The organism is Janthinobacterium sp. GW822-FHT07H11 (assembly GCF_058798615.1).
Window position 1 is genome coordinate 4,341,317 of the sequence record NZ_CM179507.1, and the last position, 16,256, is coordinate 4,357,572.

Annotated in this window: 19 protein-coding genes; 5 read left to right on the forward strand and 14 right to left on the reverse strand. The window is 65.4% G+C overall.

What is annotated here, in order from left to right:
- Positions 1 to 42: 42 nt before the first annotated feature.
- The gene (locus AC3RCJ_RS19125) at positions 43 to 1,155 is read right to left on the reverse strand and encodes an acyltransferase family protein (RefSeq protein WP_492961449.1); all 1,113 of its coding nucleotides are present in this window, start codon (positions 1,153 to 1,155) and stop codon (positions 43 to 45) included.
- A gap of 138 nt (positions 1,156 to 1,293) precedes the next feature.
- On the opposite strand from AC3RCJ_RS19125, the gene AC3RCJ_RS19130 reads away from it, so the two are divergent.
- Positions 1,294 to 2,256 (forward strand): M14 family metallopeptidase, encoded by a 963-nt coding sequence (locus AC3RCJ_RS19130; RefSeq protein WP_492961447.1) that lies wholly within the window; start codon positions 1,294 to 1,296, stop codon positions 2,254 to 2,256.
- Here AC3RCJ_RS19130 and AC3RCJ_RS19135 read toward each other — a convergent pair whose 3' ends face one another.
- Complete coding sequence (locus tag AC3RCJ_RS19135; protein ID WP_070217979.1) at positions 2,257 to 2,586, reverse strand: SMR family transporter; 330 nt, start codon at positions 2,584 to 2,586, stop codon at positions 2,257 to 2,259. It lies immediately after the preceding gene.
- A 123-nt stretch (positions 2,587 to 2,709) separates the two neighbouring features.
- Complete coding sequence (gene sugE, locus AC3RCJ_RS19140; RefSeq protein ID WP_070217981.1) at positions 2,710 to 3,030, reverse strand: quaternary ammonium compound efflux SMR transporter SugE; 321 nt, start codon at positions 3,028 to 3,030, stop codon at positions 2,710 to 2,712.
- A gap of 208 nt (positions 3,031 to 3,238) precedes the next feature.
- On the opposite strand from sugE, the gene AC3RCJ_RS19145 reads away from it, so the two are divergent.
- The 3 genes from AC3RCJ_RS19145 to AC3RCJ_RS19155 all read left to right on the forward strand — a co-directional run bounded on the left by AC3RCJ_RS19145 (position 3,239) and on the right by AC3RCJ_RS19155 (position 5,132).
- Positions 3,239 to 3,601 carry a DUF1304 domain-containing protein gene (locus tag AC3RCJ_RS19145; protein ID WP_035819959.1) on the forward strand — a complete coding sequence of 121 codons (363 nt, stop codon included), beginning with the start codon at positions 3,239 to 3,241 and terminating at the stop codon, positions 3,599 to 3,601.
- A gap of 122 nt (positions 3,602 to 3,723) precedes the next feature.
- The gene (locus tag AC3RCJ_RS19150) at positions 3,724 to 4,020 is read left to right on the forward strand and encodes an ArsR/SmtB family transcription factor (protein WP_492961444.1); all 297 of its coding nucleotides are present in this window, start codon (positions 3,724 to 3,726) and stop codon (positions 4,018 to 4,020) included.
- 56 nt (positions 4,021 to 4,076) lie between these two features.
- Positions 4,077 to 5,132, forward strand: coding sequence for an alkene reductase (locus AC3RCJ_RS19155; protein ID WP_492961442.1), 1,056 nt, complete (start codon positions 4,077 to 4,079; stop codon positions 5,130 to 5,132).
- A gap of 108 nt (positions 5,133 to 5,240) precedes the next feature.
- Here the strand turns inward: AC3RCJ_RS19155 and AC3RCJ_RS19160 are convergent, their stop codons facing one another.
- The gene (locus AC3RCJ_RS19160) at positions 5,241 to 5,480 is read right to left on the reverse strand and encodes a hypothetical protein (RefSeq protein ID WP_492961440.1); all 240 of its coding nucleotides are present in this window, start codon (positions 5,478 to 5,480) and stop codon (positions 5,241 to 5,243) included.
- Positions 5,481 to 5,733: 253 nt separating this feature from the next.
- Between AC3RCJ_RS19160 and AC3RCJ_RS19165 the strand changes: the two genes are divergently transcribed.
- The gene (locus AC3RCJ_RS19165; protein WP_492961438.1) at positions 5,734 to 6,345 is read left to right on the forward strand and encodes a 1-acyl-sn-glycerol-3-phosphate acyltransferase; all 612 of its coding nucleotides are present in this window, start codon (positions 5,734 to 5,736) and stop codon (positions 6,343 to 6,345) included.
- Here AC3RCJ_RS19165 and AC3RCJ_RS19170 read toward each other — a convergent pair.
- The 10 genes from AC3RCJ_RS19170 to AC3RCJ_RS19215 form a co-directional block, all read right to left on the reverse strand.
- Positions 6,342 to 6,902 carry a HupE/UreJ family protein gene (locus AC3RCJ_RS19170; protein ID WP_492961436.1) on the reverse strand — a complete coding sequence of 187 codons (561 nt, stop codon included), beginning with the start codon at positions 6,900 to 6,902 and terminating at the stop codon, positions 6,342 to 6,344. The genes AC3RCJ_RS19165 and AC3RCJ_RS19170 overlap by 4 nt on opposite strands.
- Positions 6,899 to 7,537, reverse strand: a complete 639-nt coding sequence (gene ureG, locus AC3RCJ_RS19175) for an urease accessory protein UreG (protein WP_492961434.1) — start codon at positions 7,535 to 7,537, stop codon at positions 6,899 to 6,901. The genes AC3RCJ_RS19170 and ureG overlap by 4 nt, the downstream gene beginning before the upstream one ends.
- A gap of 23 nt (positions 7,538 to 7,560) precedes the next feature.
- Positions 7,561 to 8,241: an urease accessory protein UreF gene (locus tag AC3RCJ_RS19180; RefSeq protein WP_492961432.1), complete on the reverse strand. Its 681-nt coding sequence runs from the start codon at positions 8,239 to 8,241 to the stop codon at positions 7,561 to 7,563.
- A complete protein-coding gene (gene ureE / locus AC3RCJ_RS19185) occupies positions 8,241 to 8,765 on the reverse strand; it encodes an urease accessory protein UreE (protein ID WP_492961430.1) in 525 nt (174 codons plus the stop codon). Before ureE ends, AC3RCJ_RS19180 begins: the two co-directional genes overlap by 1 nt.
- 12 nt (positions 8,766 to 8,777) lie before the next feature.
- A complete protein-coding gene (gene ureC / locus AC3RCJ_RS19190; RefSeq protein ID WP_492961428.1) occupies positions 8,778 to 10,478 on the reverse strand; it encodes an urease subunit alpha in 1,701 nt (566 codons plus the stop codon).
- Between the two features lies 1 nt (position 10,479).
- Positions 10,480 to 10,809, reverse strand: a complete 330-nt coding sequence (locus AC3RCJ_RS19195) for an urease subunit beta (protein ID WP_492961426.1) — start codon at positions 10,807 to 10,809, stop codon at positions 10,480 to 10,482.
- A gap of 30 nt (positions 10,810 to 10,839) precedes the next feature.
- Complete coding sequence (locus AC3RCJ_RS19200) at positions 10,840 to 11,142, reverse strand: urease subunit gamma (RefSeq protein WP_492961424.1); 303 nt, start codon at positions 11,140 to 11,142, stop codon at positions 10,840 to 10,842.
- 25 nt (positions 11,143 to 11,167) lie between these two features.
- On the reverse strand, positions 11,168 to 12,034 hold the full coding sequence (locus AC3RCJ_RS19205) for an urease accessory protein UreD (RefSeq protein WP_492961423.1): 867 nt from the start codon (positions 12,032 to 12,034) through the stop codon (positions 11,168 to 11,170).
- A gap of 155 nt (positions 12,035 to 12,189) precedes the next feature.
- Positions 12,190 to 13,929 carry a DUF885 domain-containing protein gene (locus AC3RCJ_RS19210; protein WP_492961421.1) on the reverse strand — a complete coding sequence of 580 codons (1,740 nt, stop codon included), beginning with the start codon at positions 13,927 to 13,929 and terminating at the stop codon, positions 12,190 to 12,192.
- A 40-nt stretch (positions 13,930 to 13,969) separates the two neighbouring features.
- The gene (locus AC3RCJ_RS19215; protein WP_492961419.1) at positions 13,970 to 16,174 is read right to left on the reverse strand and encodes an EAL domain-containing response regulator; all 2,205 of its coding nucleotides are present in this window, start codon (positions 16,172 to 16,174) and stop codon (positions 13,970 to 13,972) included.
- Between the last annotated feature and the right edge of the window lie 82 nt (positions 16,175 to 16,256).

Sequence of the window (16,256 nt, forward strand, 5' to 3'; positions counted from 1 at the left end):
TGATGCAGCCTTGGCAAAGCCCACTGCGGGAAATGCCGTACCTCAGCGGTGATTAGCCGGCACATAACGCGCCCGCAGGCGCATGAACGGCGTTTCCACCACTTTATATAGGAGCCAGCCCGTGGCGATGCTGACAGCAATGCTGATCAGTATTGCCGGCGCACCATCCGGCCCATGCCCCATGTCCTGCAACACCGGCCGCAGCAAGATGCACAGCTGCTTGTGCAGCAAATAAATCGCATACGACCACAACGCCAGGCTGGCCGCGCCCGGCACGCGCAGTTGATAGAGCGCACTGGCAGGACTCAGCGCGGCGACCAGCAGCAAGGTAAAACTGGCGGCCAGGGCCGGATAGCCGAACACGGTCACCGCATAGCCATAGTGATCGTTGAGAAACACATAAAACATCAGCGCCGTGCCCGCGATTCCCGCCAGCAAGGTGCGGTTGCCGTAGGCGGTCAGGCGCGCCCAGGCGGCAGGATGGTAGTTCTTCAGCAGCGCCAGCGCCACGCCCGCCACCAGCTCGTCGAAGCGGCACCACGACGCGTAATAAATATACTTGTAATAGCCGAGGCTGCCGCGCGGCAGGTGCACGTACTCATCCCACAAATACGCGCGCACCAGCATGCCGACGATCAAGCTGGCGGCCACGGCCAGCCACGCCCACAGCAAGGGCTTGCGGCAGGCGGCGATCGCCAGCGCCACGGCCGGCAGCAGCACATAGAACTGCTCTTCCACGCACAGCGACCACGCATGCGAAAACGCCGTGCCCGGCGTCAGGTTGATGTTTTGCGTAAAGGTCAGGAATTTCCACAGCGGCAATAGCGCGTTGTCACCGCGAAATGCGGGCCACAAGTAATACAGGGCCAGCACGACATAGAAATTGGGCAAGGTGCGCAAAAATCTCCGCGCATAGAAGCGGGGCAAGGAAAACCCGTGTTCGCTGCGCAGGGCCGCGAAGATCTGGTTGCCGATCAAATAGCCGCTGAGAGCGAAGAACAGGTCCACGCCTGTCCAGCCGATTTCTCCCCAGAAACCGAACGCCCCGCCCTCGCTGACGAACAGCAGATAATGATTCATGAACACAAGCACGATGGCCAGCGCGCGCAAGGTATCGAGGCCATACAGGCGGGAAGAATGGGACGTGCTGAGCATGGAATGGGCAAGGGAAAACAACGGTGGCGCCGATCATGCCACGCCAGAGTGCGCCATGGCCACATTTTTGCAGGCGTGCACGGCGAATCCCGCTAAAATATGCCGACCCCGCTTTCCCTTCCCGCAACAGCATAGGATATGTCCAGCATGAGCAGCGCACTCCACTTCAAGTCCATCAACTACACGGGCCAGGGCAGCGGCCCGCGCCTGATCGTCACAGGCGCCGTGCACGGCAATGAAACCTGCGGCACCAAGGGCATCCACCGCGTGATGGCTGAACTCGACAGCGGCGCCCTCTCCATCGTGGCCGGCAGCGTCACCTTCGTGCCCATCACCAACCCGCTGGCCTACGCCAAGGGCGTGCGCAGCGGCGACCGCAACCTGAACCGCAATCTGTTCCCGAACGACAATCCACAGGATTTCGAAGACCGCATCGCCAACTGGCTGTGCCCCTTGCTGGGCCAGCACGACGTGCTGCTGGACTTGCACTCGTTCAATGCCGACAGCCAGCCCTTCGTCATGGTGGGACCGCGCAACAACGATGGCCCGCTGCAACCGTTTCAACATGAAGAGAAGGAACGCGCGCTGGCGCGCCGCCTGGGCGTACGCCGCTTCGTCGATGGCTGGCTGCATGCGTATGGCCAGGGGGTGCAGCGCCGCCTGGGCAATAGCGAGCAGGTGGGCCTGGTCTTGCGCTACGGCGTGGGCACCACCGAATACATGCGCTCGACGGGCGGCTATGCGCTGACGCTGGAATGCGGCCAGCACGCGGACCCGGCCGCGCCCGACGTGGCCTACCGCGCCATCAAGAATACGCTGGCCTTCCTCGGCTTCATTGATGCACCGCAACCGGAACCGATCGCCGACGCCGACATGGAAGCGCTGAACATGGTCGTCGTGCACGACAAGCTGCACGCAAGCGACCGCTTCATCAAGACCTGGTCCAGCTTTGACAAGGTGAAACAGGGCGAACAGATCGGCGTGCGCGCGGACGGCACGCCCGTGACGGCCGAATTCGACGCCTACATCCTCTTCCCTGACGTCAACGCGCAAGCCAATGCGGAGTGGTATTACCTGGCGCGGGTGGCCAGCAGCTTTTGATTAGTGGCCGACGGACTTGGAAAACAAGTTAATGACGAGGACGCCGGCAATGATCAGCCCCAGGCCGATCAGGGCCGGCGTATCGAGGCTTTGCTTGAACCAGAACCAGCCCACGGCGGAAATGAGCACGATGCCCACGCCCGACCAGATCGCATACACGATACCGGTAGGAATGACCTTCAGGGTCAGCGACAAGCACCAGAAGGCGATGCTGTAGCCGACGACGGTGATCACGCTGGGCCACAAGCGGCTGAAGCCCTCGGATGCCTTCAAGGCGCTGGTGGCGATCACTTCAGCGATGATGGCGATGGCCAGGTAAAAATACGTCATGGCGAGGCTCATGCGACAGTCCTTTCAAGGTAAATAAAAACAACAACGCCCTGCCCGCCCGCCGCCTGGTCGATCAGGGCAGCGCGACAGCGCAGGGCGCAGGGCGCAACAGGGAAAAGGACGTTACTGCGGGCTGAGCAGTTTCAAGCCCAGGATGCCCGACACGATCAGGGCGATGCAGGCGATGCGCGCGGCGCTGGCCGGTTCGCCCAGCACCATGATGCCGAAGATGGCCGTACCCACGGTGCCGATACCGGTCCAGATCGCGTAGGCGGTGCCCAGTGGCAAGGTACGCAAGGCCAGGCCCAGCATCACCACGCTGCCCAGCATGGACACGGCCGTCAACACGGATGGCACGAGGCGGGTAAAGCCGGCGCTGTATTTGAGGCCGATGGCCCAGCCGATTTCCAGCAAGCCCGCCAAGACCAGGATGATCCACGCCATGATTATTCTCCCGAGGCGGCGGGGTCGTCCCCGCCATGCAGCCCCACAGCGAGCGGGGTCGTCCCCACAGGAGCAAAGGCAAAAGTATACCATCGGGTGAACGCTCTTGCCGCAAGCACATTTTTCTAGTGCGGCCACTCCAATCAAATGTTGCCAAAAAACATGCTGACGGCAGCATAATTACTGCATCCATTCACTCTCGGGAACAATGATGCTGCTACTGGCCCAAATCCTTACCGCCCTCATCCTGCTGCTGCACGTCTACATCGTGTTGCTGGAAACCGTGCTGTTCGATGCGCGCGGACGCAAGGTCTTTGGCCTGAGCAAGGAAAAGGCGGAAATCGTGCGCCCCGCCATGTCGAACCAGGGCTGCTACAACGGTTTTCTCGTCGCCGCGCTGGCGCTGGGCTTTTTTCACCCGGACGCGGCCATCGCCCATGCGTTCACCGTCTTCGGCCTGGCATGCATTGCCGTGGCAGGCGTATGGGGCGCGGCCACCGTCATGACGCGCATCCTCTACCTGCAAACGGTGCCCGCCGTCATCGCCCTGCTGCTGTTCCACTTCGCCTGAACCCTGCCTGAAAAATCCACTGGCCAGCAGGCTTTTCACTTATATCGTAATATACCGATATTGAAATTCACAAAAGACGATACATAGATCGTTTGAAGACGAACATCACCAGGAGAAACAGCATGGACATCGACGCCATCCACAAGGCGCTGGCCAATCCCGTACGGCGGCAGATCCTGCAGTGGCTGAAGGAGCCGGAGCAGTATTTTTGCGAACAAGACCATCCGCTCGACTTCGGCGTCTGCGCCGGCCTGATCGACCGCCGCCTGGGGCTGTCGCAATCGACGGTCTCGGCCCACCTGGCCACCTTGCAGAAGGCCGGCTTGATTTCCACCAGGAAAGTTGGCCAATGGAGCTTCTTCAAGCGCAATGAAGCCACCATCGAGGCCTTTCTGCAGCACATGCAGCAAGGTTTGTAACAGCAACCCCATCCATATCGCCGTCCGCGGCATTCTCGACAGGAAAGATAGCAATCATGGCAACTTTATTCGACCCCATCACCATAGGCAGTTTGCAATTGAAAAACCGCATCATCATGGCGCCGCTGACGCGTTCGCGCGCCGGCAACCCGGGCCGCGTGCCAAACGCCCTGATGGCCGAGTACTACACGCAGCGCGCCTCGGCCGGCATGATCATCTCGGAAGCGACGGCCGTCACGCCGCAGGGCGTGGGCTATGCCGACACGCCCGGCATCTGGTCCGACGAGCAGGTGGAGGGCTGGAAACACATCACCCGCGCCGTGCATGAGGCGGGCGGCAAGATCGTGCTGCAACTGTGGCATGTGGGCCGCATTTCCGCGCCCCTGTTCCTGGACGGCGACCTGCCTGTGGCACCCAGCGCCGTCAAGCCGGCCGGCCATGTGAGCCTGGTGCGCCCGCAACAGGAATACGTGACACCGCGCGCGCTCGATGCGGAAGAAATCCCCGGCATCGTGGCCGCCTACCGCCTGGGCGCCGAAAATGCAAAAAAAGCGGGCTTCGACGGCGTGGAAATCCACGGCGCCAACGGGTACTTGCTCGACCAGTTCCTGCAAGACAGCACCAACTTGCGTACGGACAACTACGGCGGCTCGATTGAAAATCGCGCCCGATTGATGCTGGAAGTGACGGACGCGTGCATAGCAGTGTGGGGCGCCGACAGGGTGGGCATGCACCTGGCGCCACGCCGCGATGCGCACGACATGGGCGATTCCGACCCGCGCGCCACCTTCGGCTACGTGGCGCGCGAACTGGGCAAGCGCGGCATCGCCTTCATCTGCGCGCGCGAAGCGCTCGGCGAAGACCGCCTGGGCCCTTACCTGAAGCAGCAATTCGGCGGTGTCTACATTGCCAATGAAAAAATGGACAAGGCGGCGGCCGAAGCCCTGCTGGCGTCCGGCGAAGCCGATGCCGTGGCCTTCGGCCTGTGGTTCATCGCCAACCCCGACCTGCCCATCCGCCTGCACGGCGATGCGCCGCTCAACCCGCTGAACGCCGACACCCTGTATGCACCGGACGCACGCGGTTACACGGATTACCCGGCACTGGCCTGATCGCCCGCCCTTACCGCCCCCGCCGGCGGGTGTCCCGATCCCGCAAGCCATCACGCCGGGATCGCGGCCCCGCCGTTTTGTATTGCCGCCCGCCCGCTGCCCTCGCCCCTAGCGCCATCGGCGCCGCGCCGGACGCGCCGGGCGCCGCGCCTGCGCACTGCTGAAGACGCGATAGATGACGTCGGCTGGCACGGCATTTTCCCGCAGGTAGGCCGTCGCCACCGTCCGCCCCAATGCATGATGAAAGGCCACGCCGCGCTCGACCAGCTCGGCCGTCACCTTGTCCGTCCGCGCATTGCCCTCGCTGAGCACATCCAGGCTGTTGTTCACATCGATACTGTTTTTCATGCCATCGCTCCATGTCTGGTGAATCAACCAGCATCAAGATATGACAGCGGCGCGCGCATTTAGTGCCCGGCACACTGGCCAGGCATGGTTAAATTGGCGGTACCGGCGGGCCGGATGCCGCATGGATAGAGGCCCGGGCCGCTTGTCGCCGTCGCCAGCCCCGTATAGAATGCCTGCGCAGAATTTTTGCTTCAAGGAAAATGGCCGCCAGCGCCATCCTATCAAAACAGAGACCAGCCACTAAAGGGTATCCATGGACGATTTATTTGTACAAGCGGGCGACTTGCCGACCTGGCACCAGCGCTGCGCGCTGCGCGTGCTGCACCTGTTCGGCTGGCGCATGCGCTTCCGCCCCCTGCCCGGGCCGCGCGGCATCGCCGTCGTCTACCCGCACACCTCGAACTGGGATTTCATGGTGGGCCTGTTCGGCAAATGGGCGCTGTCGCTGCCGTTCCGCTGGCTGGCCAAGGATTCCCTGTTCCGCGGCCCCATGGGCAAGGTGCTGCGCTACCTGGGCGGCGAACCGGTCGACCGCAGCACCACCAGCGGCACCATTGGCCGCCAGGCCGAACGCATGCTGGCCGCCGAGTGGTACTGGCTGGCCATCACGCCGGAAGCGACGCGCAGCTACCGGCCGAACTGGAAAAGCGGCTTTTATCACCTGGCCCTGGCCGCCAAGGTGCCGCTATTGCTCGTCTACATCGATTACCCGAACAAGGTGCTGGGCGTCGTCGACCATTTATATTTGACGGGCGACAAGGAGGCCGACATGGCCGCCATTGCCGCCGTGTATGCAGGCCACCAGGGTTTACATCCGGAAAAGGCCGCGCCCATCGTGCTCTCCGACAAGCGCCCCGGCGCCTAATTCATTCCCATCAACACCACGCCGGCGGCCGTCAAGGCGACGCCGGCCACACGCAGCACGCGCCCGGCCAGCACCTGGCCGACGACACGTCCCGCACACAGCAGCATGGCCGAGGCCAGCATGAAGCCGCAGGCGGCCGAGGCGGCCGGCAATTCCTGGCCATGCGCATTGCCATGCGCCAGCGCAAACACGCCCACGAGCAGCATGCCGAGCCAGTTCGGCAAGGCCAGCGCCAGTGCGATGGCCAGCCCGATCAGTGCCACCGTGGCGGCGATGCCCGTTTCCAGCCCGGGCAGCGTCAATCCGACCATGCCGGCCAGCGCGCCGAGCAGCATCATGCCGAGAAAAGTGGCGGGCTGGCCCCAGCCGCGGCGCTGCTGGCCGCCCCACAGACCCACGCCCAGCATGGCCAGCAAATGGTCGATGCCCGTGAACGGGTGGGCGAAACCGGCCAGCAAGCCCGCGCTGTCGCCATGGCCGGGGTGGGCCATGGCGGGCAAGGCCAGCAGGCACAGGGCCGCCACGGCGGCCGTTTTTGTCATCAGTATTGCGCTCATTGCAGCTCCTTGCCGGGTTGATCGAGCAAACCTTGCTCGCGGATAAAATCGATGACGACCTGCACGCCGTCGCCGCTGCGCAGGTTGGTGAATACGAAGGGACGTTCGCCGCGCATGCGCCTGGCGTCCTGCGCCATCACGTCGAGGTTGGCGCCCACGTACGGCGCCAGGTCCGTCTTGTTGATAATGAGCAAATCGGAGCGCGTGATGCCGGGGCCGCCCTTGCGCGGGATTTTTTCGCCGCCGGCCACGTCGATCACATAAATGGTCAGGTCCGACAGTTCCGGGCTGAAGGTGGCGGCCAGGTTGTCGCCGCCCGATTCGACCAGGATCAAATCGAGCTTGGGAAAATCTGCCTGCATGCGCGCGATGGCTTCCAGGTTGATCGACGCATCTTCGCGGATGGCCGTGTGCGGACAGCCGCCCGTCTCCACGCCCATCAGGCGCTCGGCCGGCAAGGCGCCGGCGCGCAGCAGGATTTCCATGTCTTCCTTGGTATAGATGTCATTCGTGATGACGGCCATGTCGTAGCGCTCGCGCATGCCCTTGCACAGCATTTCGCACAGGGCCGTCTTGCCCGAGCCGACGGGGCCGCCGATGCCGACGCGCAAGGGGTTTGAGGTAATCGAAGTCATAGCATGGTCTCTCGGTGTAGTGTTCAGGAACGGTACAGGCGGCTGTACTGCATTTCGTGCCGCATTGACAGCAGCGACAGGCCCGGTGCCCAGTTGCCCATCTCGTCGTCTGGCAAGGTTTGCGCCGTGCGGGCCGCCGCTTCCAGGTCGGGGCGCAGCGACAGCAACAGGCGCTGGCCCGCCACCTGCCCCAGCGGCACGGATTTCACGCAGACGAGCACCTGGTTTTCCGCCCAGGCGAACAGCATGGCCAGCAGCGCCTCTTCGCGCGGAATGGCCAGCGCCGCCACGGCGCAGGCATACGCGGTGGGCAGCGCCACCTCCGGCTGGCCCTGCAGCATGTCGATCAGCACGCCGTCGGCCACGCCCAGTTCGGCCAGCAATTTGCTCAATGAGTATCCCATCTGGATGGTCTCGGCGCGAAATTCCGCCGTGTCGCGCGAAGCGATGAACCGCTCGCTCCAGCGCTGCACGGCGCGCAGATCCTGCTGCCCGAACGCCTGCATCAAACGCCAGCACAGGGGTGCTTCCCAGCGCGCCAGCACCAGCGCCAGATGCTGCGCGATCCACTCGCGCGCCGTGGCCGCGTCGTGCACCAGGCTTGACTCGAGCGCCGCTTCCAGCCCCTGCGAATAGCTGTAGGCGCCGATCGGCAGGGCCGGGCTGGCGAACTGCAGCAGATGCAGCAGGGCCGAGGCCTGCATCAGGCGGCGCCCGGCGTATCACTGGGGCGGTGGATTTTCTGCCGCAGCGGCACGGGCGCCAGCAAATGCTGGCCATGGCCGTCGTGGTGGCCGTGGCCGCCGCCGTAGGCGCCCGCTTCCGGCTCGAACGGCGCGTCTTCCTCCGTCACGGTCGCCTGCAAGCCTTCCAGCATTTCCTTGAGCACTACGTCCTTGCGGATGCGCAAAAAGCCGTCGCCCACCTGCGCCTGTGTGTGGCGGTTCCCCAGGTGAAAGGCGCAGCGCAGCAGGGTGTGTGCGTCAAGGCAGCGCACCAGGTAGGTGGCTTCGCGCGCGGCGACGATCCGCACCACCTGCCCGCCCGGCCCCGTCATGCGCTCGCCGTCGCGCAGCACCGTGCCGCGCACGGTGAACACGGCCACGTCCTCGCCGTTCGACAGCACGGCGCGCAAGCGGCATTTTTCGCGCTGGTCGTAGGGCAGCACCAGTTGGGCAGTGGGCGCGCGCGCATCGTCGGGACTTAATTTGGTATGCAATGTGAGCATGATGTCTCCCGCTTAAAATAGAAAATAGCGCTGCGCCATGGGCAGCACGCTGGCCGCCTCGCACACGAGCAGCTGGCCGTCGGCGCGCACGGCGTAGGTTTCCGGGTCCACTTCCATGTGCGGCGTGGCGCCGTTGTGGATCATGTCGTGCTTGCGCAAGCCGCGCATGTTCTTCACGGCGATGACGGATTTATTGAGTTTGAGCTGGTGGCCGATATCGAGCTCGTAGGCCGCCTGCGAGACAAAGGTAAACGACTTTTTCAGGCCGCCGCCGAAGGCGCCGAACATCATGCGGTAATGCACGGGCTGCGGCGTGGGGATCGAGGCGTTCGGGTCGCCCATCTGCGCGGCGGCGATCATGCCCCCCTTGAGTATCATCGACGGCTTGACGCCGAAAAACGCCGGCTTCCACAGCACGATGTCGGCGATCTTGCCCGCCTCGATGGACCCCACCACGTGCGAAATGCCGTGCGTGATGGCCGGGTTGATCGTGTACTTGGCGATGTAGCGCTTGGCGCGAAAATTGTCGCTGCGCGCCGTGTCGGGCGCCAGCGGCCCCCGCTGCACCTTCATCTTGTGCGCCGTCTGCCAGGTGCGCATGATCACTTCGCCCACGCGGCCCATCGCCTGCGAGTCGGACGACATCATCGAGATGGCGCCCATGTCGTGCAGGATGTCTTCCGCGGCGATGGTTTCGCGGCGGATGCGCGACTCGGCAAAGGCGACGTCTTCCGCGATGGCCGGGTCCAGGTGGTGGCACACCATCAGCATGTCCAGGTGCTCGTCGAGCGTGTTGACGGTGAACGGGCGCGTGGGGTTGGTCGACGAGGGCAGCACGTTGGACTGGCCCACGGCGGCGATGATGTCGGGCGCATGGCCGCCGCCCGCCCCTTCCGTGTGAAACGTGTGGATGGTGCGGTCCTTGAAGGCGGCCAGCGTGTGCTCCAAAAAACCGCCTTCGTTGAGGGTATCGCTGTGCAGCGCCACCTGGACATCCATGCGCTCGGCCACCGACAGGCAATTGTCGATGGCGGCCGGCGTGCTGCCCCAGTCTTCATGCAGTTTCAGGCCGATGGCGCCCGCGCGCACCTGCTCTTCCAGCGGCAGCGGCAGACTGACATTACCTTTGCCCATGAAGCCCAGGTTCATCGGGAAGGCGTCGGCCGCCGCAAGCATGGCGTGCAGATGCCACGGACCCGGCGTGCAGGTGGTGGCGGCCGTGCCCACGGCCGGCCCCGTGCCGCCGCCCAGCATGGTGGTCACGCCGCTCATCAGGGCTTCCTCGATCTGCTGCGGGCAGATGAAGTGGATGTGGGTATCGACGCCGCCTGCCGTGACGATCATGCCTTCGCCGGCGATGATTTCCGTGGCGCCGCCGATGGGGAGCGTGACGCCGGGCTGGATGTCCGGGTTGCCCGCCTTGCCGATGCCGAAGATCAGGCCGTTTTTCAGGCCGATGTCGGCCTTCACGATGCCCCAGTGGTCGAGGATGACGGCATTCGTGATGACGGTATCCATCACCTCGGCCGCGCAGCGCTGCGACTGGCCCATGCCGTCGCGGATGACTTTACCGCCGCCGAATTTCACTTCTTCGCCGTAGATCGCGTAATCATGCTCGATCTCGATGAACAGTTCCGTGTCGGCCAGGCGGATGCGGTCGCCCTTGGTGGGGCCGAACATCTCGGCGTATGCGCTGCGGGGAATGCTGGCCATCTCAATCCTTTCCCGGTGGGGTATCCTGCAGTTCGCCCATCACCGCGCCATGGAAGCCGTAGACCTTGCGCTCGCCCGCCAGCGCCACCAGTTCCACCGTGCGCTGCTGGCCCGGCTCGAAGCGCACGGCGGTGCCGGCCGTGATGTTGAGGCGCATGCCGTAGGCGCGCCAGCGCTCGAAGGCCAGCGCAGGGTTGACTTCAAAAAAATGGAAGTGCGAGCCGACCTGTATCGGCCGGTCGCCCCGGTTGGCCACCACCACGGTGGCCGTGGCGCGGCCCGCATTGAGGCTGATTTCGCCTTCTTCCAGTTTGTATTCGCCTGGGGTCATGAGGGGCTCCTGTCAATGTCGCTTGTGTGCTTACGGTATCGGGTGGTGCACGGTCACCAGCTTGCTGCCGTCGGGGAAAGTCGCCTCCACCTGGATGTCGGGAATCATCTCGGCGATGCCGTCCATGACGTCGGCGCGCGACAGTATCCGCGTGCCGTCCGACATCAGCTGCGCCACCGACCTGCCATCGCGCGCGCCCTCCATGATGGCGGCGCTGATCAGGGCCACCGCTTCCGGGTAATTGAGCTTCAGGCCGCGCGCCAGGCGCCGTTCGGCCAGCAGCGCGGCCGTAAAAATGAGCAGCTTGTCTTTTTCGCGGGGTGTCAGGTCCATGGTTTTCCTTGTGCTTCCTTGCTGTTCAAGTGTTCCAGATGCGCGGCACGACGGCCTCGCGCCCCAATGCGGCCGGGCGCAGCAGCTGCCAGGCGGCCAGCATGGCGTGGCGCGCCGCCTCGCTGTCGCCGCACAACAGGCGCACCGCCACCAGTGATTTCATCTGCGTGGCGCCAAACATGGCGCCTTCCGGCACGGCGATCGCGCGCACGGCGGCCAGCACGGCCGGGGAAACTTGTGTGCCGACGGCGATCAGGGTGGCGCACACCGTGTGCCCGCCCAGGCCGAGGGGGCTGGCCATCAGCGCACCGCCGCCGGCCAGCACGCCCTGCTCCCACCACAGCAGCTTGCCGCCGCGGCGGATCCGCACCTGCTGGCCGATGCTGCCCGTGTTGAAAATCTCGCCCGAGGCGCTGCGGCCCAGGCAGACGATGTCGCAGCCGATGTAGGCGGCGTCCGCCGCCAGTTCCACCTCGTGGCGCAGGCGCACGCAGGCCTGGTCGAAGAAAATGCTTTCCTGCGGCAGCCACTCGATGGCCGCGCCGCTGCCGGCGCGCAGCGCGATGTGCTGGCCCGAGACATGGCCGTTGGCGCGGTACCATTTGGCGGCGCCTGGCGACGTGAGCAAGGCGTGCGCGCCTTCGCCCGCCGTGGCGTCGACGGCCAGCTGGTCGCCGCCCACCACGCCGCCGGGCGGGTGGATGATGATGGCGTGGCAAACGGCGCCGCCTTCGGGGTAGAGCGGCTTTTGCACGCGCAGGGGGCCGCAGTGCGTGCGCTCGACCAGGCGGCTGACGCCATCGTGCAGGGTAAAGCCCAGGCGCAGATGCGCCTGCCACGCGCTGTGCGCGCCGGCGCCGGAGGGCGTTGCAAGGCTGGGGCTATCGGGCATGCTGGGCAATCGAGTCACGATGCGATTACCAAAGCAGGATGCATGCCAGCGCCAGGGGGACGGGTGCGGCGCGGGAAAAGGCGAGAATCGCGCACCATGGCGCGGCGCGTGCACCAGCATGGTGCGCCGGCCGCGCCATGGGCGCTATGCGGCGGTCAGGGCGCCGCCAGGTAAGGGCTCTTGCCGCCGTCGGCGATGAAGCTGTCGATGCGCCGCTCCAGCACGGGCAGCGGCACCGAGCCCAGTTCCAGCACCGTGTCGTGGAAGGCGCGGATATCGAAGCGCGCGCCCAGCGCCGCCTCGGCCTTGCGCCGGCCTTCGAGGATCGCCATCTCGCCCAGGTAGTAGGACAGCGCCTGGCCGGGCCAGGAAATGTAGCGGTCCACTTCCGTCTCGATTTCATGCGCAGACAGCGCCGTATTGGCGTGCAGATAGGCTTGCGCCTGCGCGCGCGTCCAGTCCTGCGCATGGATGCCCGTGTCGACCACCAGGCGCGCCGCGCGCCAGGCCTGGTAGCTGAGCATGCCGAAGGTTTCATAGGCATTTTCATACATGCCCATTTCGGCGCCCAGGCGTTCGCAGTACAGGGCCCAGCCTTCGCCATACGCGGAGATATACGCGCGGCGAAATTCCGGCCGCCCCTTCTGTTCCAGCGCCACCGGCATCTGGAAGGCGTGGCCTGGCGCCGATTCGTGCAGGGTCAGCGCGGGCATGCTGTACAGCGGACGCGAAGGCAGGTCATGGGTGTTGACCAGGTAGACACCTGGCCCGCCGCGGCCGGAAGTGTAGTAAGGCGCCTGCTCGGGCGGCACGGGGATGATGGCGAAGCGCTGGCGCGGCAGGTAGCCGAAATACTGCGCCGCCTTGGCGTCGAACTTCTTCGCCACCCAGGCCGAGCGCATCAGCAGCTCTTCCGGCGTGCGCGCATAGAACTGCGGATCGCTGCGCAGGAACCGCAGGAAGGCGGCGAAGTCGCCCTTGAAGCCCGTCTGGCGTATCGTCTCCTGCATCTCGGCGCGTATCTTCGCCATTTCCTGCAGGCCGATCGCGTGGATCTGCGCCGCGCTCAGGGTCGTGGTGGTAAATTCCGCGATCTTCGACTGATAATAGGCCTTGCCGTCTGGCAGGCGCTCGGCGGCCAGGGTGGTGGCCGCGCCCGGAATGTACACGTCGCGCATGAAGGCCAGCAGTTCGCCGAAGGCCGGCATGACGGCCTCGCCGATCACCTGCGCGGCGGCCGCCCGCAGGGCTGTCTGCTCCTGCGCAGGCATGCCCGCCGGCAGTTGCTGGAATGGCCGGTAATACAGCGTCGCCTGCGCCTCGCGCGCCTCGGCCACCTCGGCCAGCGCCTGTTCGCGCCCGGCCAGCGTCACTTGCGGCGGCGTGAAGCCGCGCCGCAGGCCGGCGCGCATGTTCGCCATCTGTTCGTGGAAGTAGCGCGGCACGTCATTGAGCAGCGCCAGATAGGCGCGGTATTCGGCCGCCGTGCGGCGCGGCTTGCGGGCCGCGTAGGCGAGATCGTTCCAGAACGCCGTGTCGGCATTGAGCGGCCGCTCATACTCGCGGAACTGCTGCGCGGCCAGCAAGGCGGCCACCTGGGCGCGGTACACGGCATAGTTGATGCCCGCCTCGGCATCGAGGCTGGCGGCATCGAGCGCATCGAGCTGCGCCAGCACCCCGCTCCAGTAAGCCTGGCGCGCCTGCTGCGTGGCGGCATCCACGCGCGGCAGCGTGGCGTCGGCGTCGAGCTTCTGCGCCTGGCGCCACCGCCATTCCTCAGTGTAGATCTGCTGCAAGCGGCTGCCGGCGGCGGCAGGCGATACGGGAGCGGAGGCGGCGGCGGCACCGCCGAGCAGCAAGCATGCGCCGAACAGCGCGGGAATCAGTCTTTTCACGGAAGGCCTGTGCAAGGTCGAAAAGAGCAAGCATAGCCTGTCACCCCACTGCCAGGGTCCTTTTTTCGCGCAGCAGCGCCGTAAACGGTTCGGCCGCCAGCGGACGGCTGAAAAAATACCCCTGCATCTCGTCGCAGCCGTGTTCCGTCAGGAAGTCGACCTGAGCCCGCGTTTCCACGCCCTCGGCAATCACGCGCATGTCCAGGTTGTGCGCCAGCGAAATGACGGAGCGGGCGATGGCCGCGTCGCTGCTGCTGGTGGTGACGTCGTCGACGAAGGACTTGTCGATCTTCAGCACGTCGATGGGAAAGCGCTTCAGGTAGCCGAGGCTGGAATAGCCGGTGCCGAAGTCGTCGAGCGAAATGCCCACGCCGATATCCTTGAGCCGCGTGAGCGCCGCCACCGCCTTGTCCGGGTCGCCCATCACCGTGCTTTCCGTGATCTCGATGCCCAGGCAGGCCGGCGCGATGCCGTACTTGCGCAGGGCCGCCTCGACGAACGGCACCGTGCGGTCCTGCGCAAACTGCTTGCCCGACAGGTTGACGGCCACCTTGATGCTGCCCAGGCCGGCATCGTGCCAGACGCGGATCTGCGCACAGACGCTTTCCAGCACCCATTCGCCGATCGCCGTGATCAGGCCGTATTCCTCGGCCAGCGCGATGAACAGGCCAGGCGGCACCTTGCCCAGCACGGGATTTTCCCAGCGCAGCAGGGCTTCCGCACCCAGCATCGCGCCCGTGCGCAGGCACATTTGCGGCTGGTAGTGCACGGCGAATTCGTCGCGTCCGATGGCGCCGCGCAGCTGCTGCTGCATGGCCAGGCGGGCGCGGATATCGCTGCCCATGCGCTCGGTGAAGAAGGCGTAATGGTCGCGCCCCATTTCCTTGGCGCGCACCAGGGCCGTATCGGCATGCCGCAGCACGTCGTCGAGGCTGTCGCCATCGGCCGGGCACATGGCGATGCCGATGCTGGTGGTCAGCGCCAGGCGCTCGCCATCGACGCTGAGTTCCTCGCGCAGGCCGGCCAGGATGGTCTGCGCCAGCGCCAGCGTGCGCCCCAGCAGGGCGTCGTCCTGCAGCAGGATCTGGAATTCGTCGCCGCCCTGGCGCGCCACCGTGTCGCCTTCGCGCACGCAGCCCGTCAGGAAGCGCGCCACCACTTGCAGCGCCTTGTCACCCACGGCCTGGCCATGCGAATCGTTGATGTTCTTGAAGCGGTCCAGGTCCAGGCACATCAGCACCACCTGCTGGCCGGCGCGCGCGGCGCCCGCGCGCGCCTGCTCGAAACGCTCGCGCATCAGGACCCGGTTGGGCAGTCCCGTCAGCGCATCGTGGTAAGACAGGAAATCGATCAGGTGCTGCTCGGCCTTGCGTTCGCTGATATCGAGGAAGACGCCCACGTAATTGACGACGGCGCCATCGGGGCCGTGCACGGTGGAGACGCTGAGCAGGCAGGGATAGGTGTCGCCGCTCTTGCGCCGGGTCTGCACCTCGCCCGACCAGCAGCCGCTGCTGCGCAAGCCCTGGCGCAAGGCCAGCAGCACCGCTTCGCCCGTGTATTCGGCGTGCAGGCGCATGATGTCGACGCCCAGCACTTCCTGCGCCGCATAGCCGGTGATGCGCGTAAACGCGGGATTCGAGGTGACGATGATGCCGGCCGGGTCGGTGATCAGGATGGCGTCCTGCGTCGCTTCGAAGACTTGCCCGGACAGCCGCAGCAGCTCTTCATTGGCGCGGCGGATCTGCACTTCGTGGGCCAGCGTGCTGGCCACCTGCTCCAGTTCCGCCGTGCGCTCGGCCACCCGCCGCTCCAGGTTGGCGCGCTCCTGCGCCAGCTGCACGCGCGCCCGTCCCAGGCGCACATGGGCGTCCGTGCGGGCGAGGATTTCCTCGGCCTGGAACGGCTTGGCGATGAAATCGACGGCGCCCAGCGCAAAGCCGCGCACCTTGTCGTCCGTATCGTACTGGGCCGACAGGAAAATCACCGGCACCTGGCGCAGCGCCGGCGACTCCTTCAGGCGGCGGCACACTTCAAAGCCGTCCAGGCCCGGCATGCGCACGTCGAGCAGGATCAGCTCCGGCGGGCGCGCCTCGGCCGTCCACAAGGCCAGTTCGCCATTCGGCGCCTGGCGCACCGCATATCCTGCGCCACCGAGCAGGTCGCTCAACAGCTTGAGCGAGGCCGGCGTGTCTTCGACTATCAGTACTTCGCCCTTCGTATTCACTTCCGAAAAATCGCGGTGCATGTAGCAGTTCTCTCAGCTTTGGATGAGGCGCGGCAGACTGTCGCCGCGCTGGACAAGACACTTTTTTGCAGTGAACTACGTA

What these genes read in the sequence shown, in the direction of transcription:
- ureE (WP_492961430.1), bottom strand. Translation starts at nt 8,765, where the DNA reads ATGCTCACATTGCATACCAAATTAAGTCCCGACGATGCGCGCGCGCCC.
- AC3RCJ_RS19130 (WP_492961447.1), top strand. Translation starts at nt 1,294, where the DNA reads ATGTCCAGCATGAGCAGCGCACTCCACTTCAAGTCCATCAACTACACG.
- AC3RCJ_RS19160 (WP_492961440.1), bottom strand. Translation starts at nt 5,480, where the DNA reads ATGAAAAACAGTATCGATGTGAACAACAGCCTGGATGTGCTCAGCGAG.
- sugE (WP_070217981.1), bottom strand. Translation starts at nt 3,030, where the DNA reads ATGGCGTGGATCATCCTGGTCTTGGCGGGCTTGCTGGAAATCGGCTGG.
- AC3RCJ_RS19145 (WP_035819959.1), top strand. Translation starts at nt 3,239, where the DNA reads ATGATGCTGCTACTGGCCCAAATCCTTACCGCCCTCATCCTGCTGCTG.
- AC3RCJ_RS19180 (WP_492961432.1), bottom strand. Translation starts at nt 8,241, where the DNA reads ATGCAGGCCTCGGCCCTGCTGCATCTGCTGCAGTTCGCCAGCCCGGCC.
- AC3RCJ_RS19125 (WP_492961449.1), bottom strand. Translation starts at nt 1,155, where the DNA reads ATGCTCAGCACGTCCCATTCTTCCCGCCTGTATGGCCTCGATACCTTG.
- AC3RCJ_RS19195 (WP_492961426.1), bottom strand. Translation starts at nt 10,809, where the DNA reads ATGACCCCAGGCGAATACAAACTGGAAGAAGGCGAAATCAGCCTCAAT.
- AC3RCJ_RS19215 (WP_492961419.1), bottom strand. Translation starts at nt 16,174, where the DNA reads ATGCACCGCGATTTTTCGGAAGTGAATACGAAGGGCGAAGTACTGATA.
- AC3RCJ_RS19200 (WP_492961424.1), bottom strand. Translation starts at nt 11,142, where the DNA reads ATGGACCTGACACCCCGCGAAAAAGACAAGCTGCTCATTTTTACGGCC.
- AC3RCJ_RS19135 (WP_070217979.1), bottom strand. Translation starts at nt 2,586, where the DNA reads ATGACGTATTTTTACCTGGCCATCGCCATCATCGCTGAAGTGATCGCC.
- AC3RCJ_RS19150 (WP_492961444.1), top strand. Translation starts at nt 3,724, where the DNA reads ATGGACATCGACGCCATCCACAAGGCGCTGGCCAATCCCGTACGGCGG.
- AC3RCJ_RS19165 (WP_492961438.1), top strand. Translation starts at nt 5,734, where the DNA reads ATGGACGATTTATTTGTACAAGCGGGCGACTTGCCGACCTGGCACCAG.
- ureC (WP_492961428.1), bottom strand. Translation starts at nt 10,478, where the DNA reads ATGGCCAGCATTCCCCGCAGCGCATACGCCGAGATGTTCGGCCCCACC.
- AC3RCJ_RS19170 (WP_492961436.1), bottom strand. Translation starts at nt 6,902, where the DNA reads ATGAGCGCAATACTGATGACAAAAACGGCCGCCGTGGCGGCCCTGTGC.
- AC3RCJ_RS19155 (WP_492961442.1), top strand. Translation starts at nt 4,077, where the DNA reads ATGGCAACTTTATTCGACCCCATCACCATAGGCAGTTTGCAATTGAAA.
- AC3RCJ_RS19205 (WP_492961423.1), bottom strand. Translation starts at nt 12,034, where the DNA reads ATGCCCGATAGCCCCAGCCTTGCAACGCCCTCCGGCGCCGGCGCGCAC.
- ureG (WP_492961434.1), bottom strand. Translation starts at nt 7,537, where the DNA reads ATGACTTCGATTACCTCAAACCCCTTGCGCGTCGGCATCGGCGGCCCC.